Consider the following 20,299-nt stretch of genomic DNA (forward strand, 5'->3'; position numbering starts at 1 on the left):
GCCACGGCTGCCCTGCGGCTTGTTGCCAGAGTCCTATTTGGATTTGCGCTGGCCTTGTTTTCGAAGGGGATGCAAAGGTAAGAATTATATTCTGCTTTGCAAGCGACCCTCTGTTTTTTTCTTCTTTTTCAGTATTCGCAGCCTTTCTCTCTGCCTCTCCTTATCCGCCTCCTTCCGAAACGGGACGCAAAGGTAGGGATAGTTTCCCGCTTTGCAAGATGCCCGGCAGAATATTTTTTTCAGCCTCCTTTCCGCTGCCAGCCCTCGCGCACAAAACCTGGTGCGCGGCGTGCCGCAGGGGTTTGGTAAAGCCGGTAAAGTTGTCTGGGTTGCCCTGGCCTTCACGAGGCCGGCGGGAGAGGTAACACCTCCCTGTGTTGCCGAAGTTCCTGAAAGCAGGGAAAATTTTCGGCTCTTTTTCTTTCAGCGCAAGAAGAGGGGCTTGAGGCCCGTCTGTGGAAATGCTCCCGCGCTTAATGCTTANTCCTGGGGAAACTTTTTCACTTTCTCCTCCCTGGTGCCTTGCGCACTGGAGCATAACAACTGGAGTGTTCCCGGAAGTTCCGGTGCGCAGGAAATTTCTTCCACCGGTTTAGCCTCACCCGATTTTCCCCTCAGGCACAGGTGGTAAACCACCGGAATGCTACCCAAAGTTCCGGGAAGCGTCATATTCTGAACTTCCCCTGGGCAAGCCTGTGCAGACTCTTCAGCTTCCTAAAAGTTGAAGCGTATCCATCGTAAAGCCAATGAACATGTTACCGCCTTCGGAAATAAAGAATTGAGTTTTTAACTAGCTTAAACTTAGCCTGGGGCTGACAAGTGGTTCAGTATACTTCTTCTAACCATACTTTTCGGGCAACACCCATTCCCACAAGATTTCCCATGCCGCCGTTTCGCAACAGGATTGCTACATTTTGCCCCTGTCGTAGTTCGCTTAGGCTGATAGGCTTTCCATCAACACCAACAATCTGCGTGATCGGCTCCACGAGCACATACGCCCTGTTATAGCGGGAGTCCTGAGAGGGGAACCCCTCCACCTCCAGCATAACCTGCCCTTGGTCATATCGGCTCGTAATAATGCTCCCCCTTACATCTACTTTTCGGGGTGCTAAACTTCTAATTCCCCTGGTTGTTTCATCGGCGGTGTCAGCTGGCACGGCGCTGGTTTGACAACCGCCTACCCACATAGTGGCCAAAAGGGAAATTACCACCAAGGCCTGTTGTATATTCTTGTATTCCATGTGCTTATTAGCTCTTGCTTTAGGTCTCATAACGGCAGCAGACCCAGGCAGGATGTCTTTTTATTTTACTTTTCTCCTGTAGTCTATGCTCTTCTGGCAGGCACAGCAGAAGGTGTGTTGCCATCTGAGTAGAGATGACAGGGGCTACCTGTGTCAGGAGAAGAGGCTAGTCCTGATGTTGGCTAAAGAAGGCTTGTAAATCAATTCAGGCTCATCCGAACTATGAGAGGCATTGAAGAAGATATCTTTGAGCTCAGTAAAGGTGAAGCGGGCGGATTGGTATTAGTATAAGTTACGATGATACTGGTGTAACCGGGGGACCTTATATGTAGTAGTAGAAGCCTTAATTAAATTGTGATAACAAAACGGGGACGAACAAATATATTTTGTAATATCGCCACTGGCCGGGAGAAAATCCACATTATAAAGGTGTGTTCATCGGTTGTAAAATCTGTCTTCTTCTAAATCAGTAATAAATAATGGCTACAGGACTTTTAGCTTTATTGGATGATGTGTCTGCCTTGGTGAAAGTCAGCGCTGCAAGCCTGGATGATGTTCCTGCTCAGGTGACAAAAACAACAGGTAAAGTATCGGGCATTGTGATTGATGACACCGCCGTAACGCCTAAGTATGTGGTGGGGCTTGACCCATCCCGTGAGCTTTCTATCATATACCAGATAGCTAAAAAGTCACTGCTCAATAAAGTGTTTCTTTTGAGCCCGGCGGCACTGCTTCTGGGTTTCTTTGCGCCCTGGGCAATCGGACCCATACTAATGCTGGGCGGTGCCTTCTTGTGTTATGAAGGTTATGAGAAGGTCCACTCTATGTTTAGTAAGCATCATGCTGAGGCAGAACATGGTGCAGGGGATGATTTAAAAGTAGTCACGCCCGAAGAACTGGAAAAGGAAAGAGTAAAAGGCGCAGTCCGCACAGATTTGATTCTTTCCTCTGAAATAGTTGCTATTACTTACGCGACTGTGGCTGAAACAACTCTGGTGAACCAAATTGTCGTGATGCTGGCTGTGGCAGTTTTTATCACGGTTGCCGTTTACGGCTTAGTGGGCCTTATTGTAAAGGCGGATGACGTTGGCGTGCACATGGCCAAAGAGAAGCATCACCCACAAGTCCGAAGCATAGGGCGGGGTATCGTAAAATTCATGCCGCACCTCTTGAAGTTCCTCGGCTACATCGGGACGGCAGCCATGTTGTGGGTAGGAGCGGAGATTATTGCACATGGCATTCCTTTTACTAGCCATGCGCTGGACAACCTGGAGCATTCTCTGGCTCACGTGCCTGTTCTTGCCTGGTTTGCGAAGGTCCTGGTAAGTGGCTTGGGCGGATTGATTCTGGGTGCTATCATTGATAGAATAGTTACGTTCATACGCAAAGTTGTTTGATGCTCCGGGCGAACAGAGCAAGAAGTGTCAAACAACTTTTTGGGTTGCAGTATACTGGTGGACAAAGAAAAGCCTTCCCATTTCTAAACTGGCCACTAGGTTCTGTTGTACTGCTTCGTGAGTAGTGTATGAAAAGCCTGGGGAACTCAGCACTAAGCCTTCATCTTCCGCTCTCCTGATGCGGCTTCAGAATTTATCGAAAGTTCTATAAAAAAGAAACTTCGCCTTTTACCAATCCTGCTGCTGTGAGTGTATCTTTAGCTTTACCTATCCTTGTACATGCAGGCATTTGACAGATAAACTTCAGCCAATCCGGAAAAGCTAACGGGTATCGTCGAACACATTACCTTCCATAGCGCGGAGACCGGTTATACTGTGCTGAAGGCAAACAGTTTCCAAAGGCCCCACGAGGATCTTGCCGTTATCGTCCACCAACTTGGTGGCCTCCCTGCTCCAGGCAGTGCCTGCTGACGGTCAGCTGTGCTGATAGGGGACGCCGACCAACTCCCTGCCGTGGGGCGGGCAACGTGCTGAAGGATATAATTGCTTCGGGAGTGGTCTCTTGTCTGAAGCTGACGAAAGTCTTTCGGCAGGCGCAAGAGTCGCTCATCATCTCCTATGCCCACCAGATAAACAGCGGCGAAGTCCCTCGGATAGGGTCACCCTTTCACAAGCCCAAAGTCTGGCAGGAAAAAAAAGACTGCCTGTTCATCGACTCAGAGGAAGCCACCAGTGAGCAGCTCAGGTTCATCTCCAAAGTCAAGAGAGTGATTGGTGAGACGGCTGGGAAGGCAGCGGGTGAAACGGAAGGTGCGGGAGCGGACCTCTATCACCTAGGCAGCAGCCTGTCCATTCTCGACAAGTTCAGCCATGTGGACTGGAGGCCCTGCTGCAGGCCCGCAGGCACAGTGAGGAGTTGAAGGAAGTCCTCCAGCTGGTGCATTCCTGATCCTCGCTGCATTACGGATTTCAGCGGTGGAATGGTCGAAAAGTTATATGAGTCGATTATCCCTAGGTATCGCTGGAGCTGGATTTGGCCTATGCCATCACCATTCACAACTCGCAGGGCAGTGAGTTTGAGAGCGTCATCATCCCTGTAATCACGCAGCACTTCGGCATGCTGTTCCGGAATCTGATCTACACCGGTATCACAAGGGCAAAGAAGCTGGCCGTGCTCGTGGAGACAAGAAAGGCATTGGCACTGGCGGTGAACAAGCAGGGCACCGTCGCCCGGCAGACAGCCCTAGCCTATTTACTCAAGCAGGATGTTGCGTATTATATGGAGCCTTCTAAATTATTCTGGACCCTTCTGGGCCTTGACGGCTCAGCAACAGGTGTATTATTCTCTGTACTTAACATGTGTTATCAGCTTGTGAATTGGTTTCTATTTCAACAAGACTTAATATATATGCTGCTTTTTAGGATGCCAATTCCTCAACTACGGTTTGATTAGTAAGAGGAAATTCTTTGTGTCCTAACAGAAGACGGGCCGAACAAGCCCGTGGAAAACAAAGAAGCCATGCTCAGCAGGGTGAAAGAATTAAATGATAAGCCGGCGCTGCTGGGCTGGGTGCTGGGGAACGAGATACCGGAGGCGGCGCTCATCCAGAAAGGAAACGAGGCCTTCGAGTATGAGCTGAAGGACCTGTACTTGTCCGTGAAGGAGATTGACGCTGCCCACCCTGTAACGCACAGCAGCTGGCCGCCGGCCAAGACCCTGAAGCTTGGGTTCCTTGACATCATCAGCTTCAACGTGTACCCGGTGTGGCCCCCCGAGGTGGTGACCCGCGGCTACGGCAACTACATCCGGGAGGTGCTGCAGCCTATAGCAGGGGAGAAGCCCCTGCTGGTGACAGAGTTCGGGGTCAACAGCCTGGAGGCCGGAGAAGAGGGGCAGGCCCGCATCGTGCGGGAGTGCTGGGCGGAGATACTGCAGTCGGGCACCGCGGGGGGAATCGTGTTCGGCTTTGCCGACGAGTGGTGGAAGAACTACGACAACCCGCAGCGGCCGGGCAACTACTGGTTCCGCGAAGGGGCACCGGAGGACGAGGCGCGGCACGATGAGGACCCGGAGGAGCATTACGGTATCATGACCGCTGACCGCAGGCCCAAGGCAGCCTACTACGCGGTGCAGGAGATGTTCCTGGAGCAGGATGGCCTTTACGCTCGTATGGTCCCGATTTTCGTAATGGTGATGCTGACATTGGCAGCCGTCGGGTTATGGTACAGGGGCAGCCTGAAGAGGAAAAAGGAGGAACAAACACGGGCTTACAGCAAGCTGCGCGGTTAGTCTGTCAAGGAAACAGCTGTTATACGCCCGATTAGATTCAAAACTCACTTGTTCTTTAGCCTGCCTGTCAATAGTTTATGAGACGGTTGTAAGACTTATGAGCGCATCTGATTTATGAAAGTTTTTTTGGCTGATGTTAAACTTAATTACCCTTACATAAGTATATACTCGTATTAATATATAATAAACAGTATATTTATACACACACCGGGCCTTGCAGAAAAGCCTTGCCGCCCTCTTACCGGCGTTGAAGCCAACAGCCTTCCTGCTGTGAAAAGCCGCCGGGGATTTAAACGCATTCTATCATCTAAAACCATAAATCCAATAAAGACTGAAAGTACGGCAAGTGCTCTGCGCATACGCAAGGTTATGAGCTTCATTCTGTTCGGTGCTGCTGTGTCGACCGCAGCCTGCACCTTCACCGCCTGCGACATGGAGGGGGAGGAAGCAGTCGCTCCGCAGGAGACAATGCGGGCGCTCAGCGTTGACAACGCAGCGATACCGGGGAAGTACATTGTTGTCTTCAAGCAGGACGGTCTGCGCCTGGCTGCCTCGGCCACCTATGCACAGCGTGTTGGCGCTGCACGGGAAATAGTGCAGGAGCTGCTGTCGGCCAACGGTGCGGCGGGGGCCGCCATAGAGCAGGCCTATGAAAGCGATAGTAGGGGTGGCAGTCAGGCTCTCCGAGAGCCAGGCAGAGAGGCTCCGGCAGGATTCGCGCGTGGCCTATGTTGAGCAGGACCTCATCATCACGCCAGGCAAGCCAACCTCTGGCGGCGGGGGCACCACTGCTCCCCAGGAGATACCCTGGGGTGTGGCGCGCGTCGGCTCGGCAAGCGGCGCCGGCAAGACGGCCTGGATAATTGACACGGGCATAGACCTGGACCACCCGGACCTGAAGGTGGAACCAGTCGAGAAGCAAGACCTTCGTTTCCACGGGTAAGGACGCCAAGAGCGCCGACGACGGCAACGGCCACGGCACGCATGTGGCGGGCACCGTAGCCGCGGTGAACAACGGCACTGGTGTGATAGGGGTTGCCTATGATGCGACGGTGGTGGCCGTGAAGGTGCTCAACTCCCAGGGAAGCGGCTCCTACTCCTAAGTCATTGCCGGAGTGGACTATGTCGCTGCAGTAGGAGTGGCAGGGAACGTGGCGAACATGAGCCTGGGAGGGCCGGTCTCACAGGCTCTTGACGACGCTGTGCTCAACGCCGCAGGCAACGGAATCAGGTTCGCCCTGGCGGCGGGCAACGACGGCGCTGACGCCAACAACACCTCGCCGGCCCGCGTCAACCACGCAAACGTGTACACTGTTTCCGCCATGGACTCCAATGACGGGTTCGCAAGCTTCTCCAATTACGGCAATCCGCCTGTAGAGTACGCTGCCCCCGGCGTCGGCGTCAAGTCCACCTGGAAGGACGGGGGCTATAACACCATCAGCGGCACCTCCATGGCAGCCCCTCATGTGGCAGGCCTGCTGCTGCTGGGCATCACCTCGGACGGTAACGTGCTCAACGACCCGGACGGGAATCCTGACCCTATCGCCCATATAGTACAGTAGCTTACTGGGAGTAACAAACAAGAAGAGGAGGCAGCCTTACGACTGCCTCCTCTTCTTGTTTATCCTGCTTTATGCTTCGTCCTGTAGTGACTTGTCGCCCTGCACACAGAGCCTTTATGTAATATAGCCTGTAAACCGGGTGTTAGAGAGTTTCTGCCAAAGTTCTCATAGCAGCAGCAGGAACTTTCTAGGAAACACAGCAGGTGATGTGACGGTAACGGTTTACCTTCCGCCCGGAGCCGGAACAGAAACGCCGGCAGAGCCAGCTGTGTGGCCGCTCCTGTTTCTGGAGCTGTTCATGAAGTTCTCTATGGCAGTGTTGAGCCCTGTCATAGCCTGCTCAGGGGTAAGCGCCTGGGAGTACTCCAGGGCGGCACCGCCCGACCTTCCGTCAAATACACCGTCGGAGAAATCTTCTGACATGTCCTGCACCAGCGTCAGGAGCTGCTCGGCAGAAATGTTGCTTTCCTTGATTGCCTGTGACAGGCCTGCCTGTACGGCACCGTATTTAACCTGTGCCATGGCCTTGCCAGTAGCGGCCTGAGAAAGGTCAGCGGGTATGTCCCTGGCAATGTCAATGCCAGTAAGGCCGAAGGCCGCTGCCACCTCCCGGTTAGCATTTGCGATGGCAGTCTCAATGCCTGCGGCCGCGTGTGCGTCCACGTGCTGCGCGGCAATGGTCGTCAGGGCCGTAACGGCAGCGACTCTGTTCTCTTTGTCCAGTGTGACAACTGACCTCAGCTCTCGGTTCTCGAGTGCAACAGAGGTTCCTGTCGCCTCGTCGCTGTAGCTGCCTTGGGTTACCACTATCTCGGCAGGCCCTCTGTAACTGGTCTCCACGCTGAAGCTTCCCTTCGCGTCCGTGGCAGTTGAGGCTACCAAAGTGCCCCGTTCTCCATTGGCGCTGTACTCGTAGATGTCCACTCTGGCAGAACCTACATATCCCTTCACGGCTGCACCGCTGACGGTGGAGCTTTCCATTGTTGCGTCAGACTCTTTGTCGCAGCTAAACAGGGTGCAAACTCCAAGGGCAATGGCTAAAAATTGAAGATTTTTCATGATGCCTACCTCTTTATATTTATAAATTAATTAAAATATAGTTGTAAAAGTATTATGGTTTTATGAAGATAAGATGAAGAATGGAAGAAAGAGGGAATAAATTATTAGGACTAAATCACGAATTTGTTTAAGATGGGTCAATGCTATAACACTGTTATTTCCTCTTTCCTGCCGGAAAGGTGCGGGCGCACTAAAATAACATCACTTATATCTACCTTAATATCAAAGGAAGCTTTTAAAGGAACATTTTTGACCGCAGCAAGGATGATACGGATTACGCCTCCATGCGTCACAACAGCTGCTTTGGCGGGGGAAAGCCGGAGCAGCTCTTCCCAGAAGTGAATGACCCGCTTCTGCATTGCCAGCATGCTTTCTCCCTCAGGAGGGCAAACATTCACAAAGTCCTGCATCCAAGGATTCGATTCTTCCTGGGCAATCGTATCCCAGGTCTTACCCTCCCAGCGGCCAAAGTTAACCTCATAAAGCCGCTCGTCTGTTTTGTAGCTTTCTGAAATATGAGTTGCCAGTTGTGTGCAGCGGGTAGAGGGGCTGGAGTAAACAACATCTGGTTCTAAGGGAAGTTTATTCAGAACTTTCTCTTTCTCCTCTACAAAAGTATCGGCTAAGGCCACATCCATTCGCCCGTAAATCATGCCTTTGGCTACAGCCGGTGTTGTATGGCGAATCAGGTAAATTTCCATAGCACGATAAATGTCAGGTAAATAAGGACTTCGCAAACCTGTTGTGTGGCTCCAAGGCTGTCCCCGGTGTACCCGCCAATCCACTTGGTGAAATAGCGGCCCAGGTATAGTTTGATGAGGTACAGTGGTAACAGGACTGTGATCAGGAGTGGTTTACCCGCAAAATACATGAGGTTAAGAAGTGGTATAAAAGCCAGTGCAGCCCCAATGAAAAAGTTATGTTTCTCTACCCCCTGGGCAACAGGTTTTGCTTTACTGTTTTCGGAAAGTCGGACGTATGTGTGCGTGAAAATGAAGGTGGATGCCACAAAGCGGCTGAGTGCATGGACCGTGATGAATAAAAGAAGAAGCACAAGCGGCTGTATGCTTTTGCTGCTGACCAGCTGCTGTAGCGAAAAAAACTTGATGGCAAGTATGAGTATCAGCCCGACCACACCATAGGTGCCTACGCGGCTGTCTTTCATGATCTCCAGTATGCGTTCTTTTGTCCATCCACCGCCGAAGCCGTCGCAGGCATCGGCAAAACCATCCTCGTGAAAAGCTCCAGTTAAGAGAATGGAACCAGCCATGGATAGTATGATGCCCAGTGAAATACTAAACAGGTAAGAGGTAGCAAGAAAAAGGAGGCCTGCAAAGAGCCCTACTATCCAACCTATAATAGGGAAATATCGCGTTGCCTGGTGAAGATAACTCTCCTGATAAACTACCCAGCCGGGGCAGGGGATACGGGTATAGTACATCAGCGCTGTAAAGAAAATGCTTATCTCCCGTTTCATGTCAGGCTTTGTTGCTTACACCAGCATGCTCAAAGCTGGCCATTTCATTTAAAAAGGCAGTCGCGCTTTTCAGGAGAGGGAAGGCAACGGCACAACCTGTGCCTTCACCTAGGCGCATGCCCAGTTGAAGAAGCGGTTTTACCCCTAAAGCCTGAAGCAAGAGCCTGTGTCCTGCTTCATCGGATTGATGACAGAAAACAGCATTTTCTTTCACCTTCGGGTCAATTTTATAAGCACAGAGAAAAGCGACACTGGAAATGAAACCATCCACCAGAATCAGCATACTATTCCTTTTCGCCTGCAGCATAGCGCCAGCCATCTGCAAGATTTCAAAGCCTCCAAAATGCGCCATGATAGCGTAGATATCCTGGTTCCCGGAGTAGTTCTTTATCGCCTGTTTCAGCAGCAGCTGCTTTTTGTAAAACTTCTCATCAGCTACACCAGTACCTTTCCCGATACACTGCTCAACAGAGATGTGGCACAGCAGGCTCATCAAAACAGCTGCGGTAGATGTGTTTCCTATGCCCATCTCACCGAACCCAATGGTGTTACACCCGGTTTGGTATATGCTGTCGGTCACTTTTCCTCCTTTCTGCAAACAGACATGCACCTGTTCCGGAGTCATGGCCGGGCCATGTAAAAAGGAATGGGTACCTCTTCCCATTTTATGATGGATGATGGGCTGGTTAGGAGGGAAGTCATAGTTTACGCCTGCATCAACTATGTTGAGTGTGATGCAGTGTTGCTTACAGAAAGCATTGATAGCAGCGCCCCCTTCTATAAAGTTCTTCACCATCTGGCTAGTCACTTCCTGGGGGTAGGCACTTACCCCATGTTGTGCAATGCCATGATCAGCTGCGAACACCACCAGGTGGGGGATTGTTATTTCAGGAGCAGTCGTGTTAAATACTTTTCCTATGTGCAGGGCGAGTTCTTCCAATACTCCTAATGCTCCTGTTGGCTTTGTTTTATGGTCAATGATGTGCTGCAGTTGTTCGGCCAGGAATTCATTTTGCGCTACATGAAGGTGAGGCGGTTCAAATGCAGGAGTGACGGGTTGGCGCACTTTTTCTACTTCCGTGACAGATGGGGCAGCTGATTTTTGTTTCCAGCCTTGCTGCTGGAGCATAGGTTGCTGTTCATAGTCTGTAGCTGGTTTGCCAACACAGAAATATCCCAAAGGTTCAATGTCCTCGGGCAGTCCCAGTAAATTTTTAAACTGGTAGTAGTCCAATATAGAGACCCATCCCATGGAATAACCCTGTTCCGTTAACGATAGCCAGATGTTCTGCACGGCACATACGGCGCTGAACTTGATGGTATCATTACTGGCAACGGTACCAATTGTAAAGGAATTCAGCACAGAGCGGTCATAGCATACCACCAGCCCAAGGGGAGCGTCCACAATGGCTTCCAGTTTCAAAGCGGCATAGGCTGTTTTCTGTGCTTCATCCTCGATTTGGCTAGAGGCTTTCCGGTTATACTTTTGAAAGAGCTTCTTTATCTCCTGCTTTACTTCCTGCGCCTTGATAACATAAAACCGCGTAGCATCTGTTAGCCCGACAGAGGGAGCCATATGGCCAGCCCGTAGCGCTTTCTCTAACACTTCATCCGGCACAATTTCGTCTGTGAAATGGCGTGTGTCACGCCTTGCGGCTAATATTTCCTCTAGTTGTATAAGTTGTGGTGTCTGCACAGTAACGCTGATAAAAGATAATAAAAGCGGGCGGTAAAGCCGGTAAAATTTAAAGTTGTCTCTTAAGATACAAAGGTAGTCCGGAAACTATAAAGATAGCTTCTTCTGCCACTGAGGCTACGTACTGGTTGGCCAAACCTTGTAAGTCTGTAAACTTGCGGCCAACAGCCGTGTCGGCATGCAAACCCATTCCAAGTTCGTTGGAAATAATAATAAAAGTAGCATCTAAATTGATAAGGTTATTTATTTCCTGTTGAAACATATGTAATGACTTTTCTAAATTATTGTCATAGTCCATAAAGAAATTGGTAAGCCATAAAGTGACGCAATCTATTACTACTACACGTCCCTGCAGGGGAAGTTGGTGCAAATCTTTATATGCTTCGTAATTTGTCCATTCGGATCCTCTTTCTGCCCTGTGCCTGTTTACTCGCTCCTGAAAATCCTGATCCCATATTTTTGCTGTGGCAAGATATACAGGCGCAGTACTTAATTTAAGAGCCATGTCCTGGGCAAAACGACTTTTCCCGCTGCGGGCTCCTCCGGTTATAAATACAATCATCTTATTACTTGTTAGGGTAAGCTAATCAGTTCCGTGGCCGAAAGCGCCACAATTTAAGACTTTATAACCGCTGAATAGAAATCAAAAGCCCTGAGATAAGTAAGTTCGTTACCTCCGAATTCCGGAAACAGGAAGATCGCATCTGAAATTCAAAAGAATTGAAGTGCAAATTTAGGCGCACCACATCCAAAATTTGCAGTTTTAGCTTTACAATTTCGTCAGTAGTTAGTATGCCTCTGGTTTTATTTTATATTTTTGCAATGTATTGGTTTCCCGGGAGGGAATTAATAGGGAATCCGGTGTGAGTCCGGAACAGTTCCCGCTGCTGTAATCTCTTTAGTGCTTTGTTATCCCTCTAGCCACTGTCTGTACTCCGGACGGGAAGGCCCGACAAAGTAGAGTAAGTCAGAAGACCTGCCTATACATGCAATATCCAACACCTTCGGGTAAAAGGTTTGGGGTAGTTAAACCGTGTTCCCTTTAACTATTCTATTGTATTAAATCTTTTTTCTGCGTCTACAGAAGGCGAATGCTTTCTATAGAATGTGGAAGGGGTAATGTATTTATCAACAATAGTAAAAGCTATGGGTAAGGATCTGGCCAAAGTAAAGAAGATAATTTTTATGTGTAGCGGTTCTGCGTGCACGAAAAGGGGAGGAGCGGAGAGTATCCTGGCTTTGAGAAGTTGTATAAAAGACCTTAACTTAAAGGAGCAGGTGCATACTATCAAAGCTGTATGTACCGACCAATGTGAAAGTGGCCCCATCATGTTTGTTTACCCTGATGGCATTTGGTACAAGGATATAGATGCAAGCAGAGCTGCGCACCTTGTCTCCAACCACATTCTAAAGGGCCAGGTCCTGGATGGTATACTTTATAGAGAAGGAGACGCTGCAATACAGCCCGTGCATATCTCTGCTGACAATATACAGGATTAAGCTATGGTTGCTCCTATACTAATCCAGTCTTTCGTGCTTGGCATGCAGCATTCCTTTGAGCCGGACCACGTAGCTGCTGTATCAGTGCTTACTTCTGAGAAAGACAGTAAAGCAAAACTGCGTAACGTGATGTGGAAGTCAAGCCAGTGGGCATTGGGGCATTCTATTACCCTGATTTTGCTGAGCATCGGGGCACTGCTTCTTAAATCAGCCTTGCCCTTCAGCATCAGTACTGTAGCAGAATGGGCTATAGGACCCATGATGATTTGGATTGGCATAAGCTCTTTGCTTCTTGCTTTTAAACCGAATGTGCCTCGGGTCATACCTCCGGTAAATGCCGAAAAAAAGAAATCTATAGTAAGCCGTTCTTTGGGAATAGGTATGTTGCATGGCATGGCAGGAACAGGTGGTGCCTGTACGGTGGCGCTTACCATGGCTGCTGATAATAGCTACACTGCCTTATGGATTATCATCCTTCAGTCCGCAGGAATTTTGTTGACCATGACAGCTTATGGTTACCTCCTTTCTTTGTCTTTCTCCCACATTGTGAAGCGAAGCAGGTTCTTTTTCAGGTATATTATTTCCGGAGCCGGTGTTTTCTCAATTGCTATTGGGTGCTGGGTACTGGCAGAGCAGGCTATGGCGATACGGTATTAGACTTTTTGATAATCAGGTATGTTATTGAAAGCTCCATCGTGTTTTATGAGCTGATGGCTAAAGCGATAATGACTGTTAATTCTGTCATGCAAATTTTATAGATCTTAAAAGGGAGGCAATAGAAGCCAAATGAGAGAGATAAAGCGTCAGCGGGTAATCCGAGCCGATGGAAAAGCCATCAACCTGGTGCAACGCCGGGGACATCTGTCATACTGCTACAATGCTTGCTGCTGTGGCAGAGTGGACAGGGGCTATCCTCCTGTACCGGTAGATTTATACAAAAGTGAATGGCTGCAACGCAAGCTTCGGAATGTGGTGCACATGACCAAAGGCGGCTGCCTGGGCCCTTGCACACTTGCAAATGTTGTTACTCTACTCTTTGATGGGAATTCCGTTTGGTTTCACTCTGTAAACAGCGAGTGGCAGGTAAAAGCCATTTTTGACTATATCGAAAGCATGATTGCGGCTGATGGCTTTCTGGTGCCACCAGCAGAGCTGAGTGAGTATGTTTTTCAGTTCTACACCTGGAAAGGTTCTGAAACTGCTACTCTATCAGGTGAGGTTGCTGCACCAGATGGCGGGATTGTCTTTCTCACACACGCCGATACAGATCTGCTTACGCTTCACAATGCCCTAAAGCTGTTGCCCGAAGGTTTCCCAAAAACAATGGGTGTCAATCTGCTGGCTATAAAAAGCGAAGCCCATATGGCGCAGTTGCTGGATAGGGAAATTGCAGCTGCTCAGATTATCATTCTCCGTATTCTGGGGCGCCCAAGCAGCATACCGGGTTTCAGTGAGTTAGTGCGCCGTGCTAAAGCTCAGGGGCAGCACTTGATCGTGTTAAGCGGTTCCGGAGAATTGAATCCTGAATTTGCAGCCACTTCTACGGTGTCACCCGCCATACTGCACGAGACATTAGCCTACCTGCAGGCCAGTGGCCACATCAATTTAGTGTCCCTCCTGCACTTTCTGTCTGATCATCTGCTCATGACAGGTTTTGGGTATGAGGCACCCGTTATTCTACCGGATCATGGTATTTATCATCCTGACCTGCCTGAAAATGCAAGCATACAGGACTGGGTAAAAATGCATCATCCTGCTTATCCCACAGTGGGTATTACCTTTTACCGCGCACACTGGATCAGTGGCAATACTGCTTTTGTAGATTCCCTGGTCAGAGCTTTAGAAGATAAAGAGCTGAATGTACTGCCTGTTTATACAGCCTCCCTAAAGGCAACAGACCCTGATTCCGGGTGGCCTTGTGCCTTTCGGTTTTTCAGAGAAGAAGATGAAGGGATTAGAATAGATACGCTGGTCAATACGGTTTCTTTTTCTATGCGTGATGGGAGTGTGGATGGCACAGGTGTAGCAGGAGATGAGGTGCTAAGCCAACTGAATGTTCCCATTCTCCAGGCTATAACAAGTGGCATGGGGCGGGGGCCATGGGAATCATCCAGCAGGGGATTGAATCCACTGGATACTGCCATGAACGTAGCAATCCCTGAGTTTGACGGACGCATCATCACAGTGCCTGTTTCTTTCAAAGAGAAAGGCCGGGAAGCGAAAGGATACGAACCGCAGGAAGACCGTATTGAACGCGTTGCCGGCCTGGCTGCCCGCTTTGCCCGATTACGACATTTGTCCAACCCTGAAAAGCGGATTGCTTTTATTTTTACCAACTCCAGTAGCAAAGCTTCTCAGATAGGGAATGCCGTAGGCCTGGATGCACCAGCTTCTCTTTTAACAATGCTGCATGCTATGCAGGCGGAGGGTTATCATATCGAGGATCTTCCTGTTTCAGGTACTGAGCTTATTCATAACCTGATCAATCGTTGTTCCTATGATGAAACATACCTGACACCGGAACAATTAACTAATGCCATGGGCAGAGTGGCCTTCGACAAGTACGTGGGCTGGTTTTCTCAACTTCCGGATGCTCTACAGCAAAAGATGCAGAAGCAATGGGGGCCACCGCCGGGAGAAACATACGTACACAACGGCCACATTTCACTTGCTGGTCTGGAGTTAGGGAACGTAATGGTTGCCCTGCAACCACCCCGTGGCTATGGCATGGACCCTGATGCCATTTACCACCAGCCTGACCTACCACCCACGCATCATTATTATGCCTTGTACCGCTGGCTTCGCGACGACTGGGGCGCCGACGCCATTGTGCATGTAGGAAAACACGGCACGTTGGAGTGGTTGCCCGGAAAAGGTATCGGACTTTCAAAGAACTGTTTCCCGGATGCTTTTCTTGGAGACATGCCTTTGTTTTACCCCTTTATCATCAATGATCCCGGTGAAGGTTCTCAGGCTAAGCGCCGGGCGCATGCTGTGGTGGTTGATCACCTTACGCCGCCCATGACCTCTGCGGACAGCTACGGCGAGTTGGCGCAGCTTACGCAGCTGGTGGATGAGTATTACCAGGTAGAAACCCTGGATCCTACAAAGCTTCCGTTGTTGCAAAGGCAGATATGGGACCTGATCAAGCAAACGAATTTAGATAAGGACCTTGCTGTTATGCTGCAGCGTGACCACGGGGACCACAAGCACGACTGGGACGAAGAAATGACACCCGAGGGTGTTCCTGTGAGTTTGGCTGAAATGGAGGGTAAGGACATAGCGCATTTAATTGAAGATATTGATGGATACCTGTGTGAACTGGGTGCGGCGCAGATACGGCATGGGCTGCATATATTGGGAGAAGTCCCAGCCGGAGATGCTTTAATCGACATGCTCCAGTCGCTGACCAGGCTCGCCAATATAGATGTGCCGGGCCTGCAGACAGCCATAGCTTCCCTGTTCGGATTTGATATAAATGAGTTGCTGAGTTACAAAGGGCAGCGTCTTGATGCCTTGCCTGCCCAATTCATTGCATTAGCCGGACGACCTTTGGTAACAGGAGCGGATGTTCTGGAAGTGATAGATGAACTGAGCAATCATTTATTTCGTGTTCTGCAAAAGTATAACTACAGCACAGACGCCATTCCTGAAGTACTACAGGAAACATTTGACATGGAATTAACCACACCCGGTCTTGACGCTGTACGGCAGGTGCTGGAATTTGTGTCTGGTAAAGTCTTGCCTAATCTGGCGCATACGTACGATGAGATAACAAATCTTTTGCATGGGTTATCAGGTGGTTACGTACCGGCCGGACCTAGCGGGGCACCTACCCGTGGGATGGCCCATATATTACCTACCGGGCGTAATTTCTATACGGTTGATCCCCGTGCCTTACCTTCGCAGGCAGCCTGGGAAGTAGGCCAGCAGCTCGCCCGTGAAGTACTGGAACGTCATTTAAAAGAAACAGGGCTTTACCCTGAAAACGTCGGTATCAGCATCTGGGGAACAAGTGCCATGCGAACGCATGGTGATGACGTGGCTGAAATTCTGGCTTTATTAGGAGTACGGCCCATCTGGCAAACAGAAAGCCGACGTGTGGTAAAGCTTGAGGTAATTCCGTTGCAGGAGCTGGGAAGGCCCCGTATAGATGTCACCACGCGCATCAGCGGTTTTTTCAGGGATGCCTTTCCTCATTTGATAGAGCTGCTAGATAATGCAGTGCAGTTAGTCATTTTCCTGGATGAACCGGAAGAGGAGAACTTCGTTCGCAAGCATTATCTGAGAGATTTGGCTGAATTGCAGTCACAGGAAGACATGCCTATTGAAGAAGCTGAACAGCGGGCTGGGTTCAGGATCTTTGGGTCCCCTCCCGGTAGTTACGGAGCAGGCATATTACCACTGATACAGGAAAAGAACTGGCACTTAGATGCCGATTTTGCCCAAACTTACATTAACTGGGGTGGCTACGCTTACACAGGAAGTGTGAGTGGCGTAGAAGCACGTAGCGAGTTTGCGCAGAGGCTGTCAGTAGTGGAAGTCGCGCTTCATAACCAGGACAACCGCGAGCACGATATCTTTGACAGTGACGATTACCTGCAATACCATGGCGGCATGATTGCCACCATCCGCAGCCTGACAGGGCAACAACCCAAAAATTATTTTGGTGATACACAGGATCCGTCGAGACCAATTGTGCGTGACCTGAAAGAAGAGGTTAACCGTGTATTCCGTACCAGGGTGGTGAACCCAAAATGGCTGGACGGCATTAAACGACATGGCTATAAAGGTGGGTTAGAGTTAACGGCTACTGTCGATTATATTTTCGGATATGACGCAACGGCGCATGTGGTGGACGATTGGATGTATGAAAAAGTAGCTGAAACCTATGCGCTGGATAAAGGAATGCAGGAGTTCTTTGCTGACAATAATCCTTGGGCCTTGCATGCTGTTGCCGAGCGTCTGTTAGAGGCTGCCCAACGGGGCATGTGGGAAACACCATCCCCAGCAATGCTTCAGGCATTGCAAGACGTTTACCTGAGCAGCGAAACAATGTTAGAAGCAAGAAACGAAGTTTAAGAGCCGGAGTGATTTAAATCATCAGTTTAAGATTCCGGTTGTGTTTACATCTATCCATATGAACTATCCCTTTACAGCCATAGTAGGGCAGGAAAAACTAAAGGTAGCTTTGCTTCTATGTGCCATCAATCCCAGTATAGGAGGTGTGCTCATTCGTGGAGACAAGGGTACGGCAAAAAGTACGGCTGCGCGCGCTTTAGCAGAGGTAGCGCCCTCTATACCAAAAGTGGCTGATTGCCCTTTCAACTGCCCCCCAGGCTCACCTTTACAAACGTGTGATGCGTGTCAGCAACCTGATTTACAGGTAATAGATACACAGGTCCCATTCATCAATCTCCCCCTGGGAGCTACGGAAGACCGGGTGATCGGAAGCCTTGATCTGGAAGGCGTATTGGCAGAACGGAAAAAGAAATTACAGCCAGGCCTTTTAGCTGCTGCGCACCAGGGTATTCTTTACATCGATGAAGTGAATTTATTATCCGATCATTTAGTAGATGTGCTTTTGGACGTGTCTGCTATGGGGGTAAACACCATACAGCGGGAAGGACTATCTGTGAGCCATCCTGCCAGGTTTACGTTGATTGGAACAATGAACCCGGAGGAAGGAAACCTTCGCCCGCAGTTTCTGGATAGGTTTGGAATGATGGTCGATGTTGAAGCGCCCCGGGATGTAAAAGAGAGGACAGAGGTCGTGCGCCGCCGGATTGCCTTTGAAACCAATCCGCAAAGTTTCGTGGTAGAATGGACGGCGCAACAGGAGGCCTTGCAGCGGCAACTTATAGCTGCTAAAGAGTTGCTGCCTTCTGTTACCATGCCTGAAGGCTTGCTGACGCTTATCAGTCAGCTTTGTACAGAATTAGATGTAACCAGCCTGCGGGCAGATATTGTGATGTATAAAACGGCGCTAACCCTGGCCGCTTTAGACAAACGTTCCGAGGTTACTGCAGAAGACATTCGCCAGTCTGCCGAATTGGCTTTAGCACATCGGAAACGTAAAAGTCCGTTTTCAGAGAGTAAAATAAAGGAAGATAGGCTGGAGGAGTTGATGCAAAACGCAACCTCAGATTCAAAAGATAAACCTGAAAACCCACCTGCCCCTCCATTTGAGAATAACAAATCCTCTCAACCGGAAAATGGCCCGGGGGCATCATCAGATGAAGAACTCCCATCGTCTGACAAGGGCCAGGAGGAAGAGGAAAAGCCACAGCAGGACGCACCGGTAGAAGAGCAGGTCTTTGGAGCTGCTCCGGCAATGGCCTTACCCCAATTAGAGGTGGAGTCCATCCATAAGCAAACATTGCAGGCATCTGCTGGCCGTAGAAGCCAGTCCAATAATTCTCAAAGAGGCTTGTATGTTCGTGCTGAACCAAACAAAGATGCGACGGACATAGCCATAGATGCGACCGTTTACCATGCCTTTTTGCGTGACCCAGAACAGTTAACTGTGTCTCGGGACGACCTTCATCAGAAGGTACGAAAGGGCAAAGTGGGTAACCTTATCTTGTTTGTGGTGGATGCTTCCGGATCGATGGCGGCAAGCCGTCGTATGGAAGCCGTTAAAGGTACCGTGCTTAGTCTTCTGACAGATGCATACCAAAGACGGGATTCGGTGGGTGTAATTTCTTTTAGAGGTATAGAAGCACAGGTGTTGCTTTACCCAACGAATAGTGTAGAGCTGGCCGAACAAGCCTTGAGAAATTTACCAACGGGAGGGCGCACACCGCTTCCGCATGCTTTGCAAACCACTATTCAGGTGTTAAACAAGCTCAACCCAGAGAAAGATTTACAACCCCTGCTGGTCATCCTCAGTGATGGTAAAGCGAATGTAGCGCTGCCGGGTGGAGGAGACCCCTGGAGTCAAATCCGTCATTTAGCCACACAGCTAAAAGATATGCACGTTTCCTCTGTGGTTTTAAACGCAGAAAATGCCTATCTGCAATTAGGTAAGGCCGAAGAGTTAGCAAAGTTGCTGGGCGGGCAATACGTCTCGCTTGATGAGCTTTCATCTGATAGCTTAACTCCACTGGTCAATAAAGTGTTGTAGGGTCTTTTGCCAACAGTGGTAGATAGAAATGCTTCATTAATCAGAACAGGTTCTATGTTTACTATACACGCTAGCTTACATTAAAAGGAATTGAGATAGAGGGCAGTTGTGCAGTATAATACCCTTGTTTCTGTAATTTTAGGTCATCATGAATGCAAATAAAGTATTGATTATAGGAGCAGGGCCCGGCGACGTAGAGCTTCTCACTATAAAAGCCTATAACTGCATCAAAAATGCAGAGGTGATTCTCTATGATAACCTTATTTCAAACGAAATACTCAGCCTGAATACAGAGGCAGAAAAAGTATATGCCGGAAGGAAATACGGGGATACCACAAACCAGACAGACAGGCAGGAGCATATCAATCAATTGCTGGAGCAGTATTGGAGAGAAGGGAAAAATGTGGTACGGCTTAAGTCTGGGGACCCTTATATCTACGGGCGTGCTGCAGAGGAAGCCCGCTACCTACTGCAGAAGAATATCCCTTTCGAGGTAGTACCTGGAATTTCCGCGGCTTTGGGGGCTGCCGGTTTGCTGAACATCCCGTTGACAGAGCGGCACAGATCGAATGCTGTGCTCATCTGTACTGCACATACTGCAGATTATTCTTTTGAACAGTTAAATGGTATTGCGGCCATGTTGAAGGCGGGGAATACTATAGCATTGTACATGGGCCTGAAAAGCCTGGATAAGATAGTTGAAAAGCTGATAGACGTTTGTGAAGACGGTTCTATTCCGGTTAACGCAGTGTCCAACGTGTCCAGACCAAACCAAATGATCATCAGTGCAACACTGGCTACTATACAGGAGAAAATAGAGCAAAGCGCAATTCAGATGCCGGTCGTGTTTTTGATCGGAGCTGCGCCCATAACAAATGATCCGGTTTTATCAGCAAAAAGCTCTTAAGTATAAGAACTACGCTACTATTTAAGATTAAGAGGCATTTAAGA

18 protein-coding genes, 1 pseudogene and 1 riboswitch are annotated in these 20,299 nt (G+C 49.4%); of the genes and pseudogenes, 13 read left to right on the top strand and 6 right to left on the bottom strand.

Going from position 1 to position 20,299, the window contains the following annotated elements:
• Window positions 1-824: 824 nt before the first annotated feature.
• Complete coding sequence (locus tag ACYVB1_RS03870) at window positions 825-1,241, bottom strand: hypothetical protein (protein ID WP_460920775.1); 417 nt, start codon at window positions 1,239-1,241, stop codon at window positions 825-827.
• Window positions 1,242-1,720: 479 nt separating this feature from the next.
• Between ACYVB1_RS03870 and ACYVB1_RS03875 the strand changes: the two genes are divergently transcribed.
• The 8 genes and pseudogenes from ACYVB1_RS03875 to ACYVB1_RS03910 all read left to right on the top strand — a co-directional run bounded on the left by ACYVB1_RS03875 (window position 1,721) and on the right by ACYVB1_RS03910 (window position 6,490).
• A complete protein-coding gene (locus tag ACYVB1_RS03875; RefSeq protein WP_460920777.1) occupies window positions 1,721-2,638 on the top strand; it encodes a DUF808 domain-containing protein in 918 nt (305 codons plus the stop codon).
• Window positions 2,639-2,980: 342 nt separating this feature from the next.
• Window positions 2,981-3,109, top strand: coding sequence for a hypothetical protein (locus tag ACYVB1_RS03880; RefSeq protein ID WP_460920843.1), 129 nt, complete (start codon window positions 2,981-2,983; stop codon window positions 3,107-3,109).
• An 83-nt stretch (window positions 3,110-3,192) separates the two neighbouring features.
• Window positions 3,193-3,558, top strand: coding sequence for a hypothetical protein (locus tag ACYVB1_RS03885; RefSeq protein ID WP_460920779.1), 366 nt, complete (start codon window positions 3,193-3,195; stop codon window positions 3,556-3,558).
• A gap of 113 nt (window positions 3,559-3,671) precedes the next feature.
• Window positions 3,672-4,091: an ATP-binding domain-containing protein gene (locus ACYVB1_RS03890; protein WP_460920781.1), complete on the top strand. Its 420-nt coding sequence runs from the start codon at window positions 3,672-3,674 to the stop codon at window positions 4,089-4,091.
• 48 nt (window positions 4,092-4,139) lie between these two features.
• Window positions 4,140-4,928, top strand: a complete 789-nt coding sequence (locus ACYVB1_RS03895; protein ID WP_460920783.1) for a glycoside hydrolase family 2 TIM barrel-domain containing protein — start codon at window positions 4,140-4,142, stop codon at window positions 4,926-4,928.
• A 369-nt stretch (window positions 4,929-5,297) separates the two neighbouring features.
• The gene (locus tag ACYVB1_RS03900) at window positions 5,298-5,663 is read left to right on the top strand and encodes a hypothetical protein (RefSeq protein ID WP_460920785.1); all 366 of its coding nucleotides are present in this window, start codon (window positions 5,298-5,300) and stop codon (window positions 5,661-5,663) included.
• Entirely contained in the window at window positions 5,578-5,871 is a 294-nt protein-coding gene (locus ACYVB1_RS03905; protein ID WP_460920787.1) for a protease inhibitor I9 family protein, read from the top strand. The genes ACYVB1_RS03900 and ACYVB1_RS03905 overlap by 86 nt, the downstream gene beginning before the upstream one ends.
• Before the next feature lie 43 nt (window positions 5,872-5,914).
• A pseudogene (locus ACYVB1_RS03910) lies at window positions 5,915-6,490 on the top strand (S8 family serine peptidase).
• A gap of 222 nt (window positions 6,491-6,712) precedes the next feature.
• On the opposite strand, the gene ACYVB1_RS03915 reads toward ACYVB1_RS03910, so the two are convergent.
• The 5 genes from ACYVB1_RS03915 to ACYVB1_RS03935 form a co-directional block, all read right to left on the bottom strand.
• On the bottom strand, window positions 6,713-7,549 hold the full coding sequence (locus tag ACYVB1_RS03915; protein WP_460920789.1) for a hypothetical protein: 837 nt from the start codon (window positions 7,547-7,549) through the stop codon (window positions 6,713-6,715).
• Window positions 7,550-7,692: 143 nt separating this feature from the next.
• Window positions 7,693-8,250 carry an alpha-ribazole phosphatase gene (cobC, locus tag ACYVB1_RS03920; RefSeq protein ID WP_460920791.1) on the bottom strand — a complete coding sequence of 186 codons (558 nt, stop codon included), beginning with the start codon at window positions 8,248-8,250 and terminating at the stop codon, window positions 7,693-7,695.
• Entirely contained in the window at window positions 8,235-9,026 is a 792-nt protein-coding gene (locus ACYVB1_RS03925) for an adenosylcobinamide-GDP ribazoletransferase (RefSeq protein ID WP_460920793.1), read from the bottom strand. Before ACYVB1_RS03925 ends, cobC begins: the two co-directional genes overlap by 16 nt.
• Window position 9,027: 1 nt before the next feature.
• Window positions 9,028-10,722: a nicotinate-nucleotide--dimethylbenzimidazole phosphoribosyltransferase gene (gene cobT / locus ACYVB1_RS03930; protein WP_460920795.1), complete on the bottom strand. Its 1,695-nt coding sequence runs from the start codon at window positions 10,720-10,722 to the stop codon at window positions 9,028-9,030.
• 49 nt (window positions 10,723-10,771) lie between these two features.
• Window positions 10,772-11,284, bottom strand: a complete 513-nt coding sequence (locus ACYVB1_RS03935) for a bifunctional adenosylcobinamide kinase/adenosylcobinamide-phosphate guanylyltransferase (RefSeq protein WP_460920797.1) — start codon at window positions 11,282-11,284, stop codon at window positions 10,772-10,774.
• Window positions 11,285-11,533: 249 nt separating this feature from the next.
• Window positions 11,534-11,720, top strand: a riboswitch (cobalamin riboswitch).
• 121 nt (window positions 11,721-11,841) lie between these two features.
• On the opposite strand from ACYVB1_RS03935, the gene ACYVB1_RS03940 reads away from it, so the two are divergent.
• From ACYVB1_RS03940 to cobA, 5 genes are all read left to right on the top strand, one after another.
• Complete coding sequence (locus tag ACYVB1_RS03940) at window positions 11,842-12,222, top strand: (2Fe-2S) ferredoxin domain-containing protein (protein WP_460920799.1); 381 nt, start codon at window positions 11,842-11,844, stop codon at window positions 12,220-12,222.
• Between the two features lie 3 nt (window positions 12,223-12,225).
• A complete protein-coding gene (locus tag ACYVB1_RS03945) occupies window positions 12,226-12,879 on the top strand; it encodes a hypothetical protein (RefSeq protein ID WP_460920801.1) in 654 nt (217 codons plus the stop codon).
• 129 nt (window positions 12,880-13,008) lie between these two features.
• On the top strand, window positions 13,009-17,304 hold the full coding sequence (cobN, locus tag ACYVB1_RS03950) for a cobaltochelatase subunit CobN (RefSeq protein ID WP_460920803.1): 4,296 nt from the start codon (window positions 13,009-13,011) through the stop codon (window positions 17,302-17,304).
• 58 nt (window positions 17,305-17,362) lie between these two features.
• Window positions 17,363-19,348 (top strand): putative cobaltochelatase, encoded by a 1,986-nt coding sequence (locus ACYVB1_RS03955; RefSeq protein ID WP_460920805.1) that lies wholly within the window; start codon window positions 17,363-17,365, stop codon window positions 19,346-19,348.
• A gap of 148 nt (window positions 19,349-19,496) precedes the next feature.
• Entirely contained in the window at window positions 19,497-20,255 is a 759-nt protein-coding gene (cobA, locus tag ACYVB1_RS03960) for a uroporphyrinogen-III C-methyltransferase (protein ID WP_460920807.1), read from the top strand.
• Window positions 20,256-20,299 lie beyond the last annotated feature (44 nt).

The sequence above is a fragment of the Pontibacter brevis genome, assembly GCF_054779655.1.

Coding starts and splice junctions, on each gene's coding strand:
- cobC (WP_460920791.1), bottom strand. CDS start 8,250: ATGGAAATTTACCTGATTCGCCATACAACACCGGCTGTAGCCAAAGGC.
- ACYVB1_RS03955 (WP_460920805.1), top strand. CDS start 17,363: ATGAACTATCCCTTTACAGCCATAGTAGGGCAGGAAAAACTAAAGGTA.
- ACYVB1_RS03905 (WP_460920787.1), top strand. CDS start 5,578: ATGAAAGCGATAGTAGGGGTGGCAGTCAGGCTCTCCGAGAGCCAGGCA.
- ACYVB1_RS03945 (WP_460920801.1), top strand. CDS start 12,226: ATGGTTGCTCCTATACTAATCCAGTCTTTCGTGCTTGGCATGCAGCAT.
- ACYVB1_RS03875 (WP_460920777.1), top strand. CDS start 1,721: ATGGCTACAGGACTTTTAGCTTTATTGGATGATGTGTCTGCCTTGGTG.
- ACYVB1_RS03940 (WP_460920799.1), top strand. CDS start 11,842: ATGTATTTATCAACAATAGTAAAAGCTATGGGTAAGGATCTGGCCAAA.
- ACYVB1_RS03900 (WP_460920785.1), top strand. CDS start 5,298: ATGAGCTTCATTCTGTTCGGTGCTGCTGTGTCGACCGCAGCCTGCACC.
- ACYVB1_RS03925 (WP_460920793.1), bottom strand. CDS start 9,026: ATGAAACGGGAGATAAGCATTTTCTTTACAGCGCTGATGTACTATACC.
- ACYVB1_RS03935 (WP_460920797.1), bottom strand. CDS start 11,284: ATGATTGTATTTATAACCGGAGGAGCCCGCAGCGGGAAAAGTCGTTTT.
- ACYVB1_RS03915 (WP_460920789.1), bottom strand. CDS start 7,549: ATGAAAAATCTTCAATTTTTAGCCATTGCCCTTGGAGTTTGCACCCTG.
- ACYVB1_RS03870 (WP_460920775.1), bottom strand. CDS start 1,241: ATGGAATACAAGAATATACAACAGGCCTTGGTGGTAATTTCCCTTTTG.
- cobA (WP_460920807.1), top strand. CDS start 19,497: ATGAATGCAAATAAAGTATTGATTATAGGAGCAGGGCCCGGCGACGTA.
- cobN (WP_460920803.1), top strand. CDS start 13,009: ATGAGAGAGATAAAGCGTCAGCGGGTAATCCGAGCCGATGGAAAAGCC.